Genomic DNA, 21,820 nt, shown 5'->3' on the forward strand with positions numbered 1-21,820 from the left:
ACGTTTCATTAAAAAAAGCCGTTCCCCATGGGACGGCTTTTTTTCTATTGATTCAGCTTCCATTTAAACGGGTCCTCAAACAGCGACCAGTCGGAATCAAATTCATACTCAGTCAACAGGCATTGATCAAGCTCTTTCGTGATCGTTTCTTCATCCAGGTCAGTTCCGATAAAAACTAGCTGCGTTAGGCGGTCGCCGAACTCCGGGTCCCACTCCTCCAGGATTTCCGGCTCCTGCTGTTTGACTTGCTCCTGCTCAAGCTTCGGCAGCGCCGCCACCCAATAAGATACAGGCTCAATCGTAACCGACGGACCTGCTTGCGACATCAGCAAAGCGAGGTTGTTATGAGATGCGCACCAGACGATTCCTTTGGCACGAACCACGTTCTTTGGCATTTGATCTATCCATTGATAAAACCGTGTAGAATGAAACGGCAAACGTCTCTTATATACAAATGAAGAGATACCGTATTCTTCTGTTTCCGGGGTGTGTTCCGCATGGCCTGCCGTCAGCTCTTGAATCCAGCCCGCCGATCCGCTCGCTTCCTCGAAGTTAAATAACCCTGTATGCAAAATCTCCTGCGGTTTTACATTTCCTTTGACGGAACGAATGAACTTGGCTCTTGGCTGCAGTTTACGAAGAACTTTTTCAAGCTGTTCGAGCTCTTGCTCGCTGACCAAATCACATTTATTTAAGATCAGTACATCGCAAAACTCAATTTGATCGATCAAGAGATCGGCGATTTCTCTTTCATCCTCTTCCCCCAATGCTTCTTTGCGGTCCAGAAGGCTTTCGCCTGACTGATAATCATGCCAAAAACGGTTGGCATCAACCACTGTCACCATCGTATCCAGCTGACAGAATTTTGTAAGATCGATTCCCATCTCTTCATCGATATAAGAGAAAGTCTGGGCCACCGGGATCGGTTCACTGATTCCTGTCGATTCGATGACGATATAATCAAACCGTCCGTCTTTTGCCAGCTTCTCAACTTCAATTAATAAGTCTTCGCGAAGCGTGCAGCAAATGCAGCCGTTTGACATTTCCACAAGCTTTTCATCTGTTCTGGAAAGGCCCCCTTCCTGCTTAACCAAGCCCGCGTCAATGTTCACCTCGCTCATATCGTTTACGATAACCGCTATTTTCAAGCCTTCGCGATTTTGCAGAATGCTGTTCAGCAATGTTGTTTTTCCCGCACCTAGATAACCGCTCAGTACGGTAACCGGAATTTTTTTCATAATAATGCCTCCATTAAAATAGAATGATTACGATTTAAATTGAATACTTCGCCGTATGTACAATGGTGTAGAGCAGCTATTCGCGCTTATTTCTCGCTGCCACCCGATTTATAAATCAGTAAAGGCTCCAACCGCGTTTAATCCTTTTCCCCATCGCAAATCCCTGCCCTTGCCGACAGCAAGATCCTTAATCGATGCCTTTCCGCTTTTCACAGATGCACAGACAATGATAAGCCATTTATCACAAAACGTAATTGTTACGATTTAAATTGTATGGCCTTTTTTCCTTTTTGTCAACGGTTTTCAATTCAGCTGATCACCACTTTTGTATGTTCAGGGATATTTTCATATATCCATTTCGCATCTGGAATGGTCAGCCTGATACAACCGTGAGATGCTTTCGTTCCTAGTTTTTCTGCTTCCGTTTTGATGACTTTTTGATCCTTAGTCATTGGCACACTATGAAATAGAAATTCACCGTGATTTTTCCATGATACCCAGTATTCTGCGCCTTCCCGGTATCCTTCGGAGAAAAACCATTCTCCCCGTTCAGGCTCTACATAAAAGGTGCCCTTTGGCGTAGCATCATCTTTTGTTTGATCAAGACCAGAAGAGATCATCATTGTATAGATGGTGTTGCTTCCTTCCTTGATGTAAGCCTTCTGCTCCTTCACATTCACATCAATCCAGACATGCTTCTGTTTAATATCCGGGTATTCTCCGCCCGAAGGCTTCATCCAATCAATGCTTGTTTTTGCTGTTTTTCGAACGTCCGTTATGTTTTCGACCGTTTTCTTTGTATTGATACTTGCGTGTTCTTCTGTGTGATCGGAGCAGGCTGACAGCAGGCTGGCTGGCATAAGAACTGCAACAATGAATAATGAGAGTTTCATATTCTATCCACTTCCTTCGAAAAACACAGCTTCGCATAGGCATCGTGGAGATGGATCGATTCTTCATTTCGGCATTCAATCTCAAAGGCTGACACCCATTCAAGCTCAAACAAATCCGCAGCAATCAGCCGGACGAGATCCTCAACAAATCTCGGGTTTTCATAGGCCGTTTCTGTCACGGCTTTTTCATCAGGCCGCTTCAATACCGGATGCAGTCTCGCAGAAGCATTTGATTCTGCGGCGTGAAGCAAATCAGCTTTAACATCACTTGGCAGCGATGCGGCCGGATGAATATCAGCCCAAATGCTGACCGTTCCCCTCTGATTATGGGCACTGTATTCGCTGATTTCCTTGGAGCAAGGGCACAGAGTCGTTACTTTTGCTGAGATGCCGGCACGCTGTTTAAACGGCTGATCTATGCGATAGGTGACAGACATGAATATATCAGCATGCATCAAACCCGCTTTCTCAAGCTTCGGGCTTTTCCGTTCGAAAAACCACGGAAACCTCACTTCAACTGTGGCAGATGATATGTCCATGTTTTCTGCAAGCTCTTTCGTAAATTGCTGAAGAGAGGAAAATGAGAGAACCCAGCCATTTTGATGATAGACTTGCAGCAGCTCTGTTAACCGGCTCATGTTAATCCCCTTCTGATTTCTCGGCAAATTACAAGTCATTGTAAAGTTCGCAGCCGTTGTTTGCTCGGCAGGCATCATGGCAGAAGTGATTGTGACTGGATGGGACACATTAGCGACACCTACATGCTGAATATCAAAAAAATAATCCTTCCTGATATTTTGCAGGTCCTTCATTTTCTCTTTTTCCACTGGTTTCTCGCCTTTGATCGGACTGACCGATCCAAAGTATTGAAGACGCTCCGTTTTTTTCGGGAGCAGCGTATGTTGATTCATTCAGAAAACTCCTCTCACTAACAAATCGTAATAATTACTATTTATTTTGATCGGTTCACTGTTGAAAATCAAGAGAAAATAAAAAAGACACGCACAAACGCGTGTCCGTCAAAAACCTACACATCCGCCGGGCTGCTTTCCGCGCTCCAGCTTTTCCGCCAGTAATAGCCTGCGGCAAGCACAAGTGCAAACGCCAGCAGCGCGATACAGGAAAACGTGATAAAACCGATAGCATATGTGCCTGTCATCTGTTTGAGAGATCCTAAGATGTTCGGCAGGAAAAACCCACCGATTCCTCCGGCCGCACCGACAATTCCCGTCACCATGCCAATTTCTTTGCGAAAACGCTGCGGCACGAGCTGGAATACTGCGCCGTTTCCCATTCCGAGCCCCATCATTCCGACAAACAATAGAACAATAACCATTGAGAGAGATGGCAGGCTGCTGACTCCGGCCATACACAGTGCCACGATGACAAACAATACAGAAAGAACTTTCGTGCCGCCGACACGATCCGAAATCAAGCCCCCGACAGGCCGGAAAAAGCTCCCCGCCGCCACACATAATGTAACGAAGTCCCCCGCATGAATTTTTGACAGCTGGTATTGATCAACAAAGAAAATAGATAAAAAGCTTGAGAGCCCGACAAATCCGCCAAATGTGACGCTGTACAGCAGGCAGAAAAACCATGTTTCCTTTTGCCCGAACACATGCAGATAGCTTTTGAGCGGCTGGGGAGACGGCTGTGCAGGAGAATCCTTTGCCATGGATACAAAAAGAATAAAGACGATCAATAATGGAATAAGCGCAAGTCCCATGACAATGTGCCAGCCGAACTGCTCTGCCAGACGAGGGCCAAACAGGGTTGCAAACAACGTGCCGCTGTTCCCCGCTCCGGCAATCCCCATCGCAAGCCCCTGCAAATGAGGCGGATACCATCGGCTGGCCATAGGCAGCGCTACAGCAAAGCTTGCCCCCGCCACGCCAAGCAGAATCCCGATGGCATACAGCTCAGTCAGGGAACGGCCGCCGAATGTCCCCCAAAGCAGCGGAATCATCGTCACCAGCATCCCGATCACTGCCGTTTTTTTCGGTCCGATTCTGTCCGTTAAAATACCAAGAATGATACGAAACACTGATCCAGATAAAATCGGCACAGCTACGACAAGCCCTTTCTCAAAAGGAGACAGGCCAAAATCCTGAGAAATATAAACACCCAGCGCCCCAAGCATAACCCATATCATAAAACTGACATCAAAGTATAAAAAGGAACAGAGCAAAGTGAGTGGATGACCGCTAGTTTTCAGTTCCGACAGCTTCATAAGATTCCCCTTTCTAGACCCTCATTATTTTACATTTTCTGAATCAAGGATATAGGACCATTATTTTCTGGAAAAGACATGTGTAAGTTTTTGTGACACGTTTAATGCGTTAACAGTGCATTGTGACATAATTTTTAATAGGAGAAAACTTACGAGCTTCGCAAAGGAGGTCTGATACATGAAGAAACAAAGATTGGTGTTAGCGGGAAACGGCATGGCCGGAATCCGCTGTATTGAAGAAGTATTAAAGCTGAATCGCCACATGTTTGAGATTGTCATTTTCGGAAGCGAGCCGCATCCCAATTACAATCGCATTCTCTTATCCTCTGTATTGCAGGGTGAAGCGTCACTCGATGATATTACACTGAACAGCAAGGATTGGTACGACAAGCACGGGATCACGCTTTACACAGGCGAAACGGTTATTCAAATTGATACAGATCAGCAGCAGGTCATAACGGATCGCAAGCGCATCCTGTCTTATGACAAATTCATTGTGGCAACAGGCTCCTCCCCTCATATTCTCCCTATCCCCGGGGCAGACAAAAAAGGTGTCTATGGATTTCGGACAATAGAAGACTGCCAAGCGCTGATGAACATGGCCCAGCACTTTCAAAAGGCTGCGGTAATCGGAGCCGGCTTATTAGGACTGGAAGCTGCAGTCGGTTTACAGCATCTCGGTATGGATGTCAGCGTCATTCACCACTCCGCCGGCATTATGCAAAAACAGCTCGATCAAACAGCGGCGCGGCTGCTGCAAACAGAGCTGGAACAAAAAGGCCTAACCTTTCTTTTGGAGAAAGACACCGTCTCCATTTCCGGCACCACGAAGGCAGACCGAATCCATTTTAAAGATGGCTCTTCATTAAAAGCAGACTTGATTGTGATGGCGGCCGGCGTCAGACCGAATATTGAATTGGCTGTATCCGCTGGAATCCAAGTGAACCGCGGGATCATCGTGAATGACTTCATGCAGACAAGCGAACCGAATATCTACGCCGTTGGTGAATGCGCTGAGCATAACGGAACGGTGTACGGATTGGTCGCTCCGCTTTATGAGCAGGGAAAAGTTCTCGCCAGTCATATTTGCGGCGTTCCATGTGAGGAATATCAAGGCTCAGCACCATCTGCGGCGTTAAAAATAGCTGGAATCGATGTGTGGTCAGCAGGAAAGATCCAAGAGGATGAACGCACGACGAGCATCAAAATCTACGACGAACAAGCAGGCGTTTATAAAAAAGCACTTTTTGTAGATGACAAACTGGCCGGCGTTATTTTATTCGGAGACACCCGTGACAAGCAGCGGCTTCTCGACAGCCTGCTTAAACAACGAGACATCTCCATTGTCAAAAAGCAGATCATCGAACCGGAGACAAGCGGCACTTTATTTGAATCCATGCCTTCCAGTGAAACGATTTGCCAATGCAACACAGTGACGAAAGGCGCGATTGAAGATGCGGTGAACACGAAAAGCTTAACAACTGTTGAGGAAGTCAAGCACTGCACCAAAGCCTCTGGGTCCTGCGGAGGATGCAAACCGCTCGTTGAAGACCTTTTGAGGTACATGACCAACAGCGAATATACGAAGCCCGCCGGCACACTTTCGTTTTGCAGCTGTACTGATTTTACAGAAGACGACATCATTGCTGAGCTTCAGCGCAGGCCATTCACTAATCCGGCAGAAGTGATAAACCAGCTTGGCTGGAAAACAAAAAAAGGATGCAGTACTTGTGTTCCTGCGATTCAATACTATCTGGAAATGCTGTACCCCGGGTTTGTACAGCCTGAGCCAGCCACTGAAGAGACATGCATCCTGATTCCGCAAATGTACGGCGGGCGGACAAACGCGGATCAGCTAAGAACCATCGCTAACATCATTGAGGCATACAGCATTTCCGACGTATCCATCACTCACGGCCAAAGGCTGAAGCTTTCCGGGATCAAGCCTGCGGATCTCCCGAACATGAAAAAAGACCTAAAAATGCCCGTTTACACTAATGAACACCGACACACGCTGCAAAGCGTCAAAGCATGTACATGCGGGCAAAATCGATCGATTCAGCAGCTGGCAGCCCAAATCGAAAGACAACTTGAGACGCTTCCCTTACCCGCTCCCATTTCTATCAGCTTATCATGTGAAACTGACTGCACCGATGCCGCCCTGCAAGATGTCGGCGCAATTCGGACACAAGCTGGCTGGGACATTCACATCGGCGGCGTCCGGGGAACTCATGCCCGTTCAGGAGCTCTGTTTTGCGTGACTGTGAACGAAGACAGCACTGCCGCCATGATCAAAGGACTGATCCAGTATTATCGGGAAACGGCTCATTACTTAGAAGGTGTTCATCAGTGGATAGACCGTCTCGGGATCGTTCATATCAGAGAAGTGCTATTCGAAGAAGACCTAAGGGCACAGCTGCTGGAAAGCCTCCAAACAGATCTGTCACTGATTCAAAACCCGACTGTAGAGACGGGCGCATATAAGAAAGGATGAGGCATTTTGACTGAACGACTGCTTAGATATTTCCGTGATAAACAGCAAGACGTCCAATCAGAAAAAACATATGACACTCAATGCCCGTTTTGCAGCATGCAGTGCAAAATGCAGCTCGTGGAACAAACCATCGTCACGCGCAAAAAGTACACTGCGATCGGGATTAATAATCCTACAACACAGGGGCGGCTATGCATGAAGGGCATGAATGCTCACCAGCATGCCTTGAACTCCTCTCGCATCACCCGCCCTCTGCTGAAGAAAAACGGCGAGTTTATCCCTGTTTCCTGGGAAGAAGCATTGAATTACATTAAAGACCAAGTGACAATGATCCAAGCAGAACACGGCCATGACGCCATGGCGGTATACGGAAGCGCCTCGATTACAAATGAAGAGGCGTATTTGTTAGGGAAATTCGCACGGGTGGGCTTACAGACAAAATACATCGACTACAACGGGAGGCTTTGTATGTCCGCCGCAGCAACCGCAGCCAACCAAACATTCGGAGCCGACAGAGGCTTAACGAATCCCTTATCAGACATTCCCCACACCCGTGTGATCATTCTGGCCGGCACCAATATCGCGGAATGCCAGCCTACGATTATGCCGTATTTTGAAAAAGCGAAAGAAAACGGAGCTTACATCATTGCCATTGATCCGCGTGAAACAGCAACAACAAAAATCGCCGATCTTCATCTGAAAATCAAACCCGGCACAGACGCCGCCCTTGCCAACGGCCTCGTCAAAATCATCATTGACGAACAGCTTATAAACGAGGATTTCATTCAATCACGAACAAATGGATTCGAAGAGCTGAAGCAGCATACTGACTCGTTGGACCTGAATGACATCGCCGAACAGACCAGTGTCCCGCTGGCGGATATAAGAAAAGCTGCTGTAAAGTTTGCCAAGGAAACGTCCGGCATGCTGTTTACAGCCCGCGGGATTGAACAGCAAACCGATGGAACAGCGGCTGTGAAAGGCTTCTTAAACATGGTGCTGATCACAGGAAAAATCGGCAAGCCTTACTCAGGTTACGGGGCGATCACCGGACAAGGCAACGGGCAAGGTGCAAGAGAGCATGGCCAAAAAGCCGATCAGCTTCCGGGCTATCGATCTATTGAAAACGAACAACACCGGGCACATGTTGCGAAAGTGTGGGGAATCCATCAGGATGATCTGCCGCGAAAAGGTGTCTCAGCCTATGAAATGATGGAAAAAATCAATGACGGCGACATCAAGGGATTGTTCCTCATGTGCTCCAATCCTGCTGTCTCCAGTCCAAATGCGAATCTCGTAAAAAAGGCTTTACGTAAACTGACATTCTTTGTTGCAATCGATTTGTTTATTTCTGAGACTGCGAAATACGCAGATGTGATTTTACCCGCCTCCTCTTACTTAGAAGATGAAGGCACCATGACAAATGTAGAAGGACGCGTGACATTAAGAGAAGCAAGCCGGCCATGTCCCGGCGAAGCAAAGCATGATTGGCAGATCATTTGTGATCTCGCATCCGCTCTCGGCAAGGGCCGCTACTTTTCTTATACGTCAGCGGAGGATATTTTTAATGAATTGAGAGAAGCGAGCCGAGGCGGGATTGCCGATTATTCAGGCATCTCATACGGCAGGCTCAGACGTGAAGGCGGCATTCATTGGCCGTGTCCGGAATCTGATCATCCCGGAACTGGGCGCTTGTTTACAGAATCATTTGCTCATCCGGATCAAAAAGCGGCATTAAGTGTGATTCCAAACGAACCACCTGTTCCAAAAGAGAAGCCGACAGCCGATTATCCGCTTTATTTAACGACAGGCAGAGTCATGTCTCACTACTTAACAGGCGTCCAAACAAGAAAAAGCGCCGCCCTTGCCGCGAGACATTTTGAATCGTTTATGGAAATCCATCCGCAAACAGCAGCGACCTACAATATCGAGGACCGTGTACTGGTAAAAATAGAATCGCCGCGGGGAAGCATCACCGTCCGCAGCAAATTATCAGAACAAATCAGAAAAGATACTGTTTTTGTTCCCATCCATTGGGCAGACGCTCAAAATGTGAATGATTTAATCGGAGAAGCCTTAGATCCAGCCTGTAAAATGCCCGGTTTTAAGGTATGCGCTGTCCGAATCAGACCTATTTAAATTTTTCATAAAATTTTTAGAACTTTTCGTATATTTTGTTACATTTTATAACATGTATCTTAAATATTCCTTTTTGCTGTGCTACGCTGGAAAAAACATTGATAAGGAGCGGATCATCTGATGGGAAAAAAACAGCTAGTTCTTGTTGGTAATGGAATGGCCGGGGTAAGGGCCATTGAAGAGATACTGAGTGTTGCTAAAGACGAGTTTCAGATCACAATTTTCGGTGCCGAACCGCATCCCAATTACAACCGAATCCTTTTGTCAAAAGTGCTTCAAGGCGATACAGATATTAAAGATATTACGTTAAACGATTGGGACTGGTACGAAGAAAACAACATTCAATTGTATACAAATGAAACAGTCATCAAAGTGGACACGGAAAACAAAACAGTCATCACAGATGCAGACAGAATCCAGCCTTACGATGAATTGATCCTGGCGACAGGCTCGGTCCCTTTTATCCTTCCGATTCCGGGCGCAGACAAAAAAGGCGTCACAGCTTTCCGGGACATAAAAGATACAGACACAATGCTCGCCGCGTCAAAACAATATAAAAAAGCTGCCGTCATCGGCGGAGGACTTCTTGGTTTGGAAGCAGCTCGCGGACTGCTGAATCTTGGCATGGATGTGTCCGTCATCCACCTTGCCCCATTCCTGATGGAGCGCCAGCTTGATGCAACGGCAGGACGCCTGCTGCAAAACGAGTTAGAAAAACAAGGTATGACCTTTTTACTTGAAAAGCAAACAGAAGAAATTGTCGGTGATGACCGTGTCGAAGGCCTTCGCTTCAAAGATGGCACAAGCATTGAAGCTGATTTAGTCGTCATGGCTGTCGGCATCCGCCCGAATACAACACTCGGCGCCGAGAGCGGCATTCCGGTTAACCGCGGCATCATCGTCAACGATTATATGCAGACTGAAATCCCGCACATTTACGCGGTCGGCGAATGTGCCGAGCACCGAGGAATCGCCTACGGGCTTGTGGCACCGCTCTATGAACAGGCAAAAGTGCTGGCGAAGCATATTTGCGGCATCGAAACAAAACCGTATGAGGGCTCCGTTCTCTCCACACAGTTAAAGGTATCAGGCGTCGAGGTCTTCTCTGCCGGTGACTTTAACGAATCAGAGGAGAAAAAAGCGATTAAAGTCTTCGATGAGCAGGACGGCATCTATAAAAAAATCGTCCTGAGAGGCAATCAAATTGTCGGTGCTGTTTTATTCGGCGACAGCAGCGAAGGCAATCGCCTGTTTTCTATGATTCAAAAAGAAGCCGATATCTCTGAAACCTCTAAAATATCAATCTTACAGCCTCTCAATCAAGAAGCAGGCACAAGCATAACCGCAGCGATGAGCGACGATGAAATCATCTGCGGCTGCAACGGCGTGTCAAAAGGTGCGATTATTCAAGCCATACAGGAAAAGGGCTGCTCGTCAACGGACGAAATCAAAGCATGCACCGGTGCATCCCGCTCATGCGGAGGCTGTAAGCCGCTCGTAGAAGAAATCCTCCAGCATACGCTCGGATCAGACTTTGATGCGTCAGCGCAAAAAGAAGCCATTTGCGGCTGCACCACATTGTCGAGAGATGAAGTCGTAGAAGAAATCAAAGCCAAAGGGCTGTCACATACAAGAGAAGTCATGAATGTGCTCGGCTGGAAAACGCCAGAAGGCTGTTCTAAATGCCGGCCCGCTCTGAACTACTACTTAGGCATGATCAATCCAACCAAATACGAGGATGACCGGACATCCCGCTTTGTTAATGAACGAATGCACGCCAATATTCAAAAAGACGGAACATACTCAGTCGTTCCTCGGATGTACGGCGGCGTGACCAACTCCACAGATTTGCGCAAGATCGCCGATGTCGTTGACAAATATGAGATCCCGCTCGTGAAAATGACAGGCGGCCAGCGAATTGATCTTATCGGCGTGAAAAAAGAAGACCTTCCGAAGGTATGGGAAGATCTTGATATGCCATCGGGCTACGCGTACGGAAAAACGCTCCGCACAGTGAAAACATGTGTAGGCGAGCAATTCTGCCGCTTCGGCACACAAGACTCCATGGCACTGGGCATTGCGCTTGAGAAAAAATTCGAAGGGCTGAACACGCCTCACAAAGTCAAAATGGCCGTGTCTGCCTGCCCGCGAAACTGTGCGGAATCCGGCATTAAGGACCTTGGCGTTGTCGGCATCGACGGAGGCTGGGAGCTTTATGTCGGCGGAAACGGCGGAACCCATTTGCGTGCCGGCGATTTGCTGATGAAGGTGAAAACAAATGAAGAAGTCTTAGAATACGCGGGCGCTTACCTGCAATATTACAGGGAAACCGCAAACTATCTGGAGCGTACGTCCGCATGGCTTGAGCGCGTCGGTTTATCCCATGTCCAATCCGTGTTAAACGATCCGGAAAAGCGGCAGGAGCTGAACGGCCGAATGAATGAAACACTCTCTGTCCACAAGGATCCGTGGAAAGACTTTTTAGAGGATAAACAAACCTCTAAAGAATTATTTGAAAATGTCGTGACCACATCATAATGACAGAAACAATCATTGAGGAGGAATGGACATGGTAAACAAAGACGTAACAAAAGTATGTATCGGAAAAATTGAAGAATTGCCTGAACAATTAGGCAAAACAGTGTATATTGAAGATAAGGAGCTCGCGGTTTTCAAGCTTTCAGACGGAAGCATCCGCGCCATCGAAAACCGCTGTCCGCATAAGGGCGGCGTCCTGGCAGAAGGCATCGTCAGCGGTGAATATGTTTTCTGCCCGATGCATGACTGGAAAATTTCCTTAGAAGACGGAATCGTCCAAGAACCTGACCACGGATGTGTCAAAACATATGAAACGCTGATCGAAGGAGAACATGTTTATCTCGTATATTGATCAAAAGACCGGATCACTTTTCTAGTGGTCCTTCATTTTTTACAGTGACGGAAGGATGACATGATCATGAAGAACGGAATCGTATATTTCGTGGGAGCCGGACCCGGCGACCCAGGCCTGCTCACCATCAAAGGAAAACAGGCGCTCGAGGAAGCAGATGTGATTTTATATGACCGGCTCGCCAACCCGAAGCTGCTCGAATTTGCATCACCGGACTGCCAGTTTATTTATTGCGGAAAACTGCCAGACCGCCATTTTATGAAACAAAAAGAAATTAACGCCCTGCTGGTTGAAAAAGCATTAAATGGGTTAACCGTCGTTCGCTTGAAGGGCGGAGATCCGAGCGTATTCGGCAGAGTCGGCGAGGAAGCAGATGCTCTTCATGAGCACGGCATTCGCTATGAAATGGTGCCGGGAATCACCTCTGGAATTGCAGCGCCGCTATATGCGGGCATCCCCGTCACGCATCGGGATTTTGCATCGTCTTTTGCCATGATTACAGCGCATGATAAATCATTAAAAGGCACGCCGAACCTTGACTGGGAAGGGCTGGCCCGAAGCGTTCAAACCCTTGTTTTTTACATGGGTGTCAAGAACTTGTCTTATATTTGCCAGCAGCTTATTTCATACGGGAAATCGCCTTCTGTCCCTGTCATTGTCATCCAATGGGGAACGTGGGGCCGCCAGCGGAGTGTGAAAGGAACACTTGAGAACATTCAGCAAAAAGTGCAGGAATACCAGATTACAAACCCTGCAATTATTGTCATCGGAGACATCGTCAACTTTCAAACACACAGCTGGTTTGAAAGCAAACCGCTCATCGGACGGCATTTGATGGTTGTGACTCATGGCGAAGATGAAGACCCGCTTGCAGACAAGCTGCGCGATTCCGGCGCTGATGTCATTGAATGGCCGAAATGGCGGACAGAAAACATGCCTGTCAATGAAGAAATTCTTCGAAAGATCGGCACCTTTGAAGACATTTTTTTCACATCGCGCCGGGCGGTTTGTGAATTTTTCAGAGCACTGGCTTCTCAGAAAATCGACATCCGCCAGCTGACAGCCCAACTGAGTGCAGCGTCTGAGCAAGCAAAGACGGAGCTGGAAAAACGGGGGTTTCTTGTCACCGCCATTCAGCCTGATTCAGAAAAACGTCTTGTTGTCGGGAGCCGCCATGCAGTGGAAAACATGCAAAAGCATGCATCCTGTTCGTTTTATATCACTCATGAAAACGTCATAGATGACCGGTTCACCCACATGATTCAGCGTACCATCAGTGAATCCCCGCTGCACATGGTCATTTGCCCGAACAAGCTGTCCATTCAGCAATTGATCAATGGTGGCGAACAAATTGGCATTTCGCCGGAATTGTCAGCAAGCCGGCCTCCTATCGTCTGTATAGGCGATGACTCAGCTGCCGGGGCTTATGGATTCACAGCCGTACAAGAACAGGATGAATTGCTAGCTTTCATTCAGAATCAACAGACGCAGAAAAAGCTCCTTCACAGCTGATGGCTGGCAGCCCTTTCCCCCAAGGGCTGTTTTATTTATGTACCAATTTTTTATGATGGGTTGAATACATCGCCATATTCTCAGCCTTAGGATCCAAATAAGCCTTAGCACTGTTGACTGCTGTCGGGCCTTCGGTAAAGCCGCCGGCAATTAATCTCAGCTTGCTTTCATAAAAAGCCGCGTCGCCCGCCACAAACACGCCCGGAAGATTCGTTCGCATATGTCTGTCAGCTTTCACCCTGCCTTCTTCAATCTCCAGCCCCCACTCCATCATCGGCCCGAGATCAATTTTGAAGCCATGATTAATGATCAGCTCATCAACCTCTATATCTTCCCTTTGGCCTGATTCAGTATGACAAATCGTCACGCTTTTGATGCGCTCTTCATCGCCGCTCAGCCGCTCCAGACAATAAGGAGTAAGCACCCGCACCGATGATTGCTTCATTTTCGTCACGCTGCTTTCCATTCCTCCGAATTCCTGGCGGCGATGAACGACAGTCACAGACGCCGCAATCGGTTCCAGCTCATTAGCCCAATCGACCGCAGTATCTCCGCCGCCTGATATCACCACGTGCTTCCCTTTAAACGCATCGAGCTTCTCCACTCCATAATGAAGATTTTTGCCCGCATATCGGGCCGCATCCTCGCTGTCAAACTCATTGACCTCAAGCGTACCCATGCCGCAAGCCAAAATCACAGTTCTTGTATAGTGCTTTTCCCCTTCAGAACCCGTCAGTACAATAATGCCGTCATCCAGGCGTTCAAACCCGGTCACACGCTGATTCATTACGATATCAGGATCAAACGTTGCCGCTTGCTCCTTCAGCTGCTCGATCAGCTGCTTTCCCGCAATCCCCGGTATGCCGCCGATATCGCGAATGATTTTCTCAGGAAAGAATAAAGACACCTTCCCTCCGAGCTTCGGCAAAAATTCGATTACCTTTGTTTTCAGCTCCCGCATCCCGCAGTAAAAAGCAGTAAACAGCCCAATCGGCCCCCCGCCTATAATCGTAACGTCATATACCTCTTGATTCTCAGCCATCCGTCCTGCCTCCCGTTCACATCTATATCAAAGTTTTAATTGAGAATGAATATCAATACAAAGTATATCATATTTCAAGGGCCTTTGTTTATTCATTTCTTCTCCTTGTGGTCAATTGCTGAAAACTCTATAATAGGCAAAAAACAAATGGGTGAAACAGATGAAAAGACGAGTCGAAACGATCACCTTCGATGGCAGTACACTAGAATATTCTGTGACAGGCAAGGGAACCCCGATCCTTGTCATGCATGGCGGGCATTCAAATTGTTACGAGGAATTCGGATACACAGCGTTGATTGAGCAAGGGTATTCCATCATTACGCCTTCAAGGCCTGGCTATGGACGAACGTCAAAAGAAATTGGAAAAAGTCTTGCCAACGCCTGCCGTTTCTATGTGAAATTATTAGATCATTTACAAATCGACAGTGTCCATGTGATCGCCATCTCAGCAGGAGGGCCGAGCGGCATATGCTTTGCCTCACATTATCCAGAAAGAGTAAATACATTGACTCTGCAATCCGCGGTCACCAAAGAGTGGCTCACCCCAAAAGACACTGAATATAAATTGGGGAGAATTCTCTTCCGCCCGCCGGTGGAAAAGTGGATATGGAAGCTGATTTCTTCTTTGAATAACGCTTTCCCGCGTTTGATGTTTCGAGCTATGAGCCCCCAATTCAGCACGATTCCGTTTCAGCGAATCAAGTCCTTGATGAATGAAAAAGACATAGAAGCATTTCGGAAAATGAACAGCCGGCAGCGCTCGGGTGAAGGATTTCTGATTGACTTGTCACAAACCGCCGCTGTCTCTTTAAAAGACCTGCAAGCCATCATATGTCCCGTGCTGATTATGCAAAGTGTTTATGATGGATTGGTTGACTTGTCACATGCACATCATGCAAAAGAGCACATTCGTGGCGCTGCTCTCTGTTTGCTTCACTCATGGGGACACCTGATTTGGCTCGGAAAAGAAGCTGCAGAAACAGACAGTATCCTACTCGGCTTTTTGGAATCCTAACCAAAGTGAAACGATCCTTTCCCCTCCTCCGTCAAACAAGCAGTGCCTTTTTTTCTGGTATCATAAGAAAGGCAGCTTAACATGAGCGGAGGTTTTATTGTGACAGCACAATCATCTTTTCTTCAGCTGAATTCTATTTTTATCAGCATTTTAATAGAAGCCATTCCGTTTATTCTGATTGGCGTCATACTTTCCGGAATCATTCAAATGTTTGTTTCTGAAGAAATGATTGCAAGAATCATACCGAAAAACCGTTTTCTCGCCGTTTTATTCGGTGCGCTGGCCGGCGTTTTATTTCCCGCCTGCGAATGCGGCATCATCCCGATTACGAGGCGGCTTCTGTTAAAGGGAGTTCCTCTGCATGCGGGCGTTGCTTTCATGCTGACCGCGCCTATCATTAATCCTATCGTTTTATTTTCTACTTATATTGCGTTCGGGAATAGATGGAGCGTTGTCTTTTACAGAGGCGGACTGGCTCTCGCCGTTTCGCTGATCATCGGGGTCATCTTATCCTATCAATTTAAGGATAACCAGCTTTTAAAGCCTGATGAACCCGGGCACCACCATCATCATCACGGCACCTTGCTCCAAAAACTGGGCGGGACCTTGCGGCATGCCATTGATGAATTTTTCTCCGTGGGAAAATATTTAATCATCGGCGCCTTTATCGCAGCCGCTATGCAGACGTATGTCAAAACATCCACTCTGCTTGCGATCGGGCAGAATGATGTATCCTCTTCCCTCGTGATGATGGGTCTGGCGTTTGTCCTGTCGCTTTGTTCAGAAGTTGATGCGTTCATCGCGTCTTCCTTCAGCAGCACATTTTCATTAGGATCGTTAATCGCCTTTCTCGTCTTTGGCGCAATGGTGGATATTAAGAATCTATTGATGATGCTTGCGGCCTTCAAAAAACGATTTGTTTTCCTGCTGATTACATACATTGTCGTGATTGTTTTAGCGGGATCACTACTGGTAAAGGGGTGATTGGGTGTTTCGTCTATTGGTGCTGATGGGATTTACGTTTTTCTTTTATCATCTGCATGCCTCAGGAAATCTAACAAAATATATCAATATGAAATATTCCTATCTGTCCTTTATTGCGATCTTCCTGCTGGCTATTCTGACCGCCGTTCAAGCGTACCTATTTATCAAGTCGCCTGAAAAAAGCGGGCATCACCATGACCATGATTGCGGGTGCGGCCATGATCACGAGCATGACCATGAACAAAACAAGCCATTTTATCAGCGTTATTTGATTTATATTGTTTTTCTTTTTCCTTTGGTGTCAGGCATCTTCTTCCCGATTGCAACGCTTGACTCATCCATTGTCAAAACAAAAGGGTTCTCGTTTAAGGCGATGGAGAGCGGAGATCACTACTCCCAAACACAGTATTTGCGGCCTGATGCCAGCCTTTATTACGCGCAAGACAGCTATGACAAACAAATGAAACAGCTGTTTAATAAGTATTCCAGCAAAAAAGAGATTTCTCTGACCGATGACGATTTCCTAAAAGGAATGGAAACCATCTATAACTATCCGGGTGAATTTCTCGGACGGACGATAGAATTTCATGGATTTGCTTACAAAGGAAACGCTATTAACAAAAATCAGCTGTTCGTATTAAGGTTTGGCATCATTCACTGTATCGCTGATTCCGGCGTGTACGGGATGCTTGTGGAATTTCCGAAGGACATGGACATCAAGGATGATGAATGGATTCACATTAAGGGCACTCTGGCCTCAGAATATTACCAGCCATTCAAGTCAACTCTCCCTGTCGTCAAAGTAACTGACTGGAATACCATTAAAAAACCTGATGATCCGTATGTTTACAGAGGATTTTAAGTGAAGACGAAACCAGTACAAGTACTGGTTTCTTTTTTATTTCTTTTTCATCAGCATCAAATCGAGATAGAGCTGGCACCGCGTTCTGAAATCGCTTAAATCGATCGACGTCATCTCAGTAATCTGTTTGATGCGGTAATTCAATGTATTTTGGTGAATAAACAGCTGTTCTGCCGCTGGTTTTGTTTTGCAGTTGTTGAGGAGATAGATTTCCAAGGTTTTGAGCAGCTCAGTGCTGCTTTCTTCGTCTTTCGCTTTTAATAAAGCTAAATCTTTATTCTCGTATTCTAAAAATTCATTTTTCTGTTCGATGCTTTCTAAATAACGGTAAATGCCGAGTTTGGCATATTCATATGGAATGTTTTCCTGATTGCCGGTGATTTCTGCGGCTTTGATGACTTCAAGTGCTTCTGTGTAGCTCTTGCCAAGTTTTAATAGGTGATTATATTCGTTTCCGATACCGATATAAATAGGGGTAGGTATTTTTTGAAAGTGAAAATGTGTTAACAGCTTGTTAATAAACTCAGAAGCTGCTGAGGAGACGGAGCTTTTTTGGGAAAAACTCGCTACGACGATGACAATGTTTGATTCGATCGTTAAGACATGACTGACCTTATCCCGTAAATTCAGGTACGACCTGATATTTTCCTTTAGATCCTCAACCGCTTCCCCATCCCCATTTGCGGCGTGCAGGATAACAACTGAAAACATGGAAGGCAGCACGGTGTTGATCCTTTCAGCTTCCCGTCTGAGTTCCTTCTCAGAGGTAAATTGCTGATAGATCGCCCGTTTGATGAGATCCTCTGCTTTTTCTTCCTTTTCCTGTTTCAATTTATTCGTTTTATAAATGATTTTCCCGACATGGAAGGAGGTCTCGTACAAAAAGTCGAGCTCTTCATCCGTCAGATTTTGGTCCAGCTCCTGAATCCAGATGTAGCCCATGACTTCCCCTTTGTGCTTTGCACTCACGACCACCCTCTGGTTTAACCCGATGCTTTCAATTTTATTGACGCGAAAAGGCTCAGGCTCTGTTTTCAATTTTTCAATAATTCCGTCCTTCAGAAACCTCTCAAAAATCTGGACCGGACACTTTTTCGAAAAAATAGTCTGCTGGTTGGCAGAATCAAAATGGTTAATATAGTAAGAATTATAGGCTAACAAAAAGAAATCCGCGCTTTCCAGTATCACTGGCTTTTGCAGTTCATAGCTAATAAAATCAATTAGCTTATCAACATCTGAAAATGAAAAAACTCTCTCTAAAAGCTCTTCCATACCTTTTTCTCCTATACTTTTTTTACTTTAATCATATCCATACGGGGTCTTTTTGTATAGAAAAAAATACGTTTGTTTCCAAAAGAAAAAAATGGCCGCTTAAAAGGAGAAAAGAGGAAAAAGGGACAGCCCCTTCCTCCTCCTTTCGATCTTTATTGCGACATTGTATCTTGGTAGTCGTTGAACTGGTCTGTGACAGCTTGTGACGGAGCCTGCGTCAATATGCTGACAAAAAAGACAGATAATAGACTCGCAGCAAAACCAGGTATCATTTCATACAGAAAGTCCGAAAGACCGGCATTCGCCCAAATGATTACAGTCGCTGCTCCCACAATCATGCCGGCGAGTGCCCCCCATTTGGTCATTCGTTTCCAAAACAGACTGAGCAGTACAACCGGCCCGAATGATGCACCGAAGCCCGCCCACGCGTAGCTGACCAATCCAAGGATGGTGTTATTTTTCTCCCAAGCCAGAACCAACGCGACAATTGAAACAGCCAGAACAGCCAGACGGCCTAAAAACACCAGTTCTTTATCTGAAGCTGAGCGTCTGAACATCGACTTATACAAATCTTCTACCAGAGAGCTTGATGTCACAAGCAGCTGGGAAGAAATTGTACTCATAATCGCGGCCAAAATCGCTGAAATCAGAAAACCCGTGATAATCGGATGGAACAAGATATTCCCTAACTGAATAAAAATCGTCTCAGGGTCCTTCAGTGTCATGCCCCGCTGATGGTAATAAGCGATTCCGCCCAAACCGGTCAGCACTGCGCCTACTGCAGACAAAATCATCCAGCCCATCCCGATTCTGCGCGCTCTTTTGATCTCTTTGACAGACGTGATCGCCATAAAACGCACAATAATATGCGGCTGGCCAAAGTATCCCAGCCCCCAGGCAAACAAAGAAATAATGCCAAGGACGCTCGTTCCTTTGAAAATATTAAACATATCAGGATCTACAGAGCGGATTTCAGCAACTGTATCACCTGCTCCTCCCGTGTGGAAAAACGTAACGATCGGCACAAGAATGAGTGCGGCAAACATAATGATCCCCTGAACAAAATCTGTCCAGCTGACTGCCAAAAAGCCGCCAAACAGGGTATATGCCACAACAACACCTGTCACAATCCACAGGCCGGTGTGATAATCCATCCCCAAGATGCTGTTGAATAAAACGCCGCCGGACACCATGCCGGACGATACATAAAACGTGAAAAAGACTAAAATGACAATTCCCGAAAACAGTCTGAGAAGCTTTGTTTGATCTCCGAAGCGATTTTCCAGGAATCCGGGAATTGTAATGGAATTCCCCGCTTTTTCAGTATAGGTTCTCAGCCGCGGTGCGACGTAAAGCCAGTTCGCCCACGCTCCAAGACAAAGTCCGAACACAATCCAAACTCCGCTCAGACCAGTAGAAAACATGGCGCCCGGAAGCCCCATCAGCAGCCAGCCGCTCATATCGGCAGCGCCGGCACTGAGAGCGGTTACTGCCGGACCTAAAGAGCGTCCTCCCAGCATGTAATCCGTCAGATTCGACGTACGCTTGTAAGCAAAGTAGCCGATTAGCAGCATTCCCGCCATATAAATACAAATCGAAATAATCAGCTGTGTGTTTTCTATGGCACTTCCTCCTCTTTTTTATAGTATATGGATGAAATGGACACCCCCGCAGGGAGGATGCCCATTTAGTCCCGCTTAGAACATTTCACTGATTGTTTTTGCTTGCATATGCAGAGCCAAGTAATCCGGCCCGCCTGCTTTTGAATCCGTTCCCGACATTTTGAAGCCGCCAAACGGATGGTAGCCGACGATAGCACCTGTACAGTTGCGGTTGAAGTATAGGTTTCCGACATGGAATTCCTGTTTCGCACGCTCGATGTGCTTGCGGTTGTTTGTGATAACCGCGCCTGTCAAACCATATTCAGTATTGTTTGCCACTTCTAAAGCTTCATCAAAGTCTGACACTTTACAAAATGCAACGACAGGTCCGAAAATTTCTTCCTGCATGAGTCTTGCTTTCGGATCAAGGTCAGCGAAGATCGTCGGTTTGATGAAGTATCCTTTCGAATCATCACCAGTACCGCCGCTTACTAAACGCCCTTCCTGTTTTCCAATCTCAATATAGCTCATAATTTTATCATAAGAACCTCGGTCAATGACAGGTCCCATATAAACATCTGCACTGTCAGGTTTAGCTGTTACTTTTGATTCCGTAATTTCAATGACACGCTCTAATACTTGATCATACACTTTTTCATGAACAACTGCACGTGAACCTGCAGAGCATTTTTGTCCCGCAAAGCCGAATGCTGAAGTAAAGATCGATTGAGCCGCTAATTCAATGTCCGCATCCTCATCAACAACAACCGTATCTTTACCGCCCATTTCAGCGATGACACGCTTTAAATGCTGCTGGCCCGGCTGAACCTTCGCCGCGCGTTCGAAAATTCTCGTACCAACTTCTCTTGATCCCGTAAATGTGATAAGGCTTGTTTTCGGATGGTCAACAAGATAGTCGCCTACTTCCGCTCCGCTTCCCGGAACAAAGTTGACTACGCCTTTTGGCAATCCGGACTCTTCAAGCACCTCAACAAATTTTGCTGCAATAACAGGTGTAGCACTCGCAGGTTTCAGAACCACTGTGTTTCCAGTAACGATCGGCGCCACTGTTGTGCCTGCCATGATCGCAAACAAGAAGTTCCAAGGCGGGATAACGACTGTCACTCCAGTCGGCGTGTATACATATTGGTTTTTCTCGCCTTCACGGCTGTTGACCGGTTTGCCTTTTGCCAGTTCGATCATTTGGCGTGCATAATACTCCATGAAGTCAATCGCTTCAGCCGTATCGGCATCCGCCTCGTTCCAAGGCTTTCCTGCTTCTTTCACAAGCAAAGCTGAGAATTCATGTTTTCTTCTGCGGACTTTGGCAGCAGCGCGGAACAGGACAGCCGCTCTCTCTTCAGGAGACGTGTATCTCCACTCTTCAAATGCTTTTGCAGCCGCTTGAATCGCTTGCTCAGCGTGCTCTTGAGACGCTTTTGACACTCGGCCGACGACTTCTTCTTTATCAGCCGGGTTGATTGAAACGATTTTCGCTTCCGTTTCCACTCTCTCGCCGTTAATGACAAGCGGATAGTCTTTTCCTAAATATTCGCTTACTGTCGCAAGTGCTTTTTTAAACGCTTCCACGTTGTTTTGATCTTGGAAATTTGTGAATGGCTCGTGTTTGTAAGGTGTTGTCATG

Annotated in this window: 16 protein-coding genes and 1 pseudogene; 8 read left to right on the plus strand and 9 right to left on the minus strand. The window is 46.6% G+C overall.

Features of this window, described 5'->3' with window-relative positions; translation table 11 throughout:
* Positions 1 to 44: 44 nt before the first annotated feature.
* From zinU to CW370_RS17285, 5 genes and pseudogenes are all read right to left on the minus strand, one after another.
* Positions 45 to 1,238, minus strand: a complete 1,194-nt coding sequence (zinU, locus tag CW370_RS17265) for a zinc metallochaperone ZinU (RefSeq protein ID WP_024572175.1) — start codon at positions 1,236 to 1,238, stop codon at positions 45 to 47.
* 27 nt (positions 1,239 to 1,265) lie between these two features.
* A pseudogene (locus tag CW370_RS17270) lies at positions 1,266 to 1,451 on the minus strand (hypothetical protein).
* A 95-nt stretch (positions 1,452 to 1,546) separates the two neighbouring features.
* Entirely contained in the window at positions 1,547 to 2,131 is a 585-nt protein-coding gene (locus CW370_RS17275) for a L,D-transpeptidase (protein WP_024572174.1), read from the minus strand.
* Positions 2,128 to 3,042, minus strand: a complete 915-nt coding sequence (gene folE2 / locus CW370_RS17280; RefSeq protein WP_024572173.1) for a GTP cyclohydrolase FolE2 — start codon at positions 3,040 to 3,042, stop codon at positions 2,128 to 2,130. The genes CW370_RS17275 and folE2 overlap by 4 nt, the downstream gene beginning before the upstream one ends.
* A gap of 116 nt (positions 3,043 to 3,158) precedes the next feature.
* Positions 3,159 to 4,364, minus strand: coding sequence for an MFS transporter (locus CW370_RS17285; protein WP_024572172.1), 1,206 nt, complete (start codon positions 4,362 to 4,364; stop codon positions 3,159 to 3,161).
* A 178-nt stretch (positions 4,365 to 4,542) separates the two neighbouring features.
* On the opposite strand from CW370_RS17285, the gene nasB reads away from it, so the two are divergent.
* The 5 genes from nasB to cobA all read left to right on the plus strand — a co-directional run bounded on the left by nasB (position 4,543) and on the right by cobA (position 13,399).
* Positions 4,543 to 6,858, plus strand: coding sequence for an assimilatory nitrate reductase electron transfer subunit NasB (gene nasB, locus CW370_RS17290; protein ID WP_101169852.1), 2,316 nt, complete (start codon positions 4,543 to 4,545; stop codon positions 6,856 to 6,858).
* A 6-nt stretch (positions 6,859 to 6,864) separates the two neighbouring features.
* Complete coding sequence (gene nasC / locus CW370_RS17295; RefSeq protein ID WP_024573544.1) at positions 6,865 to 8,997, plus strand: assimilatory nitrate reductase catalytic subunit NasC; 2,133 nt, start codon at positions 6,865 to 6,867, stop codon at positions 8,995 to 8,997.
* Between the two features lie 120 nt (positions 8,998 to 9,117).
* Entirely contained in the window at positions 9,118 to 11,535 is a 2,418-nt protein-coding gene (gene nasD, locus CW370_RS17300) for an NADPH-nitrite reductase (RefSeq protein WP_029946275.1), read from the plus strand.
* Between the two features lie 31 nt (positions 11,536 to 11,566).
* Positions 11,567 to 11,887 (plus strand): nitrite reductase small subunit NirD, encoded by a 321-nt coding sequence (gene nirD, locus CW370_RS17305; RefSeq protein WP_014475751.1) that lies wholly within the window; start codon positions 11,567 to 11,569, stop codon positions 11,885 to 11,887.
* 60 nt (positions 11,888 to 11,947) lie between these two features.
* Positions 11,948 to 13,399 carry a uroporphyrinogen-III C-methyltransferase gene (gene cobA, locus CW370_RS17310; protein WP_101169853.1) on the plus strand — a complete coding sequence of 484 codons (1,452 nt, stop codon included), beginning with the start codon at positions 11,948 to 11,950 and terminating at the stop codon, positions 13,397 to 13,399.
* 31 nt (positions 13,400 to 13,430) lie between these two features.
* Here cobA and ffoR read toward each other — a convergent pair whose 3' ends face one another.
* On the minus strand, positions 13,431 to 14,441 hold the full coding sequence (gene ffoR / locus CW370_RS17315) for a ferredoxin--NADP(+) reductase (RefSeq protein ID WP_024572102.1): 1,011 nt from the start codon (positions 14,439 to 14,441) through the stop codon (positions 13,431 to 13,433).
* A gap of 160 nt (positions 14,442 to 14,601) precedes the next feature.
* Here ffoR and CW370_RS17320 point away from each other — a divergent pair, with 160 nt between their 5' ends.
* The 3 genes from CW370_RS17320 to CW370_RS17330 all read left to right on the plus strand — a co-directional run bounded on the left by CW370_RS17320 (position 14,602) and on the right by CW370_RS17330 (position 17,302).
* A complete protein-coding gene (locus CW370_RS17320; RefSeq protein WP_024572103.1) occupies positions 14,602 to 15,456 on the plus strand; it encodes an alpha/beta fold hydrolase in 855 nt (284 codons plus the stop codon).
* 99 nt (positions 15,457 to 15,555) lie between these two features.
* Positions 15,556 to 16,440 carry a permease gene (locus tag CW370_RS17325; RefSeq protein ID WP_080262607.1) on the plus strand — a complete coding sequence of 295 codons (885 nt, stop codon included), beginning with the start codon at positions 15,556 to 15,558 and terminating at the stop codon, positions 16,438 to 16,440.
* Between the two features lie 4 nt (positions 16,441 to 16,444).
* Complete coding sequence (locus tag CW370_RS17330; RefSeq protein ID WP_101169854.1) at positions 16,445 to 17,302, plus strand: TIGR03943 family putative permease subunit; 858 nt, start codon at positions 16,445 to 16,447, stop codon at positions 17,300 to 17,302.
* A 36-nt stretch (positions 17,303 to 17,338) separates the two neighbouring features.
* Here CW370_RS17330 and putR read toward each other — a convergent pair whose 3' ends face one another.
* From putR to pruA, 3 genes are all read right to left on the minus strand, one after another.
* Entirely contained in the window at positions 17,339 to 18,574 is a 1,236-nt protein-coding gene (gene putR / locus CW370_RS17335) for a proline utilization transcriptional regulator PutR (protein ID WP_003234651.1), read from the minus strand.
* A 152-nt stretch (positions 18,575 to 18,726) separates the two neighbouring features.
* Positions 18,727 to 20,181: a sodium/proline symporter PutP gene (gene putP, locus CW370_RS17340; RefSeq protein ID WP_072173908.1), complete on the minus strand. Its 1,455-nt coding sequence runs from the start codon at positions 20,179 to 20,181 to the stop codon at positions 18,727 to 18,729.
* A 90-nt stretch (positions 20,182 to 20,271) separates the two neighbouring features.
* The gene (gene pruA, locus CW370_RS17345) at positions 20,272 to 21,819 is read right to left on the minus strand and encodes an L-glutamate gamma-semialdehyde dehydrogenase (protein ID WP_101169855.1); all 1,548 of its coding nucleotides are present in this window, start codon (positions 21,817 to 21,819) and stop codon (positions 20,272 to 20,274) included.
* Position 21,820: the final 1 nt, after the last annotated feature.

The organism is Bacillus sp. SN32, from assembly GCF_002837495.1.
GTDB classification, from domain to species: Bacteria; Bacillota; Bacilli; order Bacillales; family Bacillaceae; genus Bacillus; species Bacillus subtilis.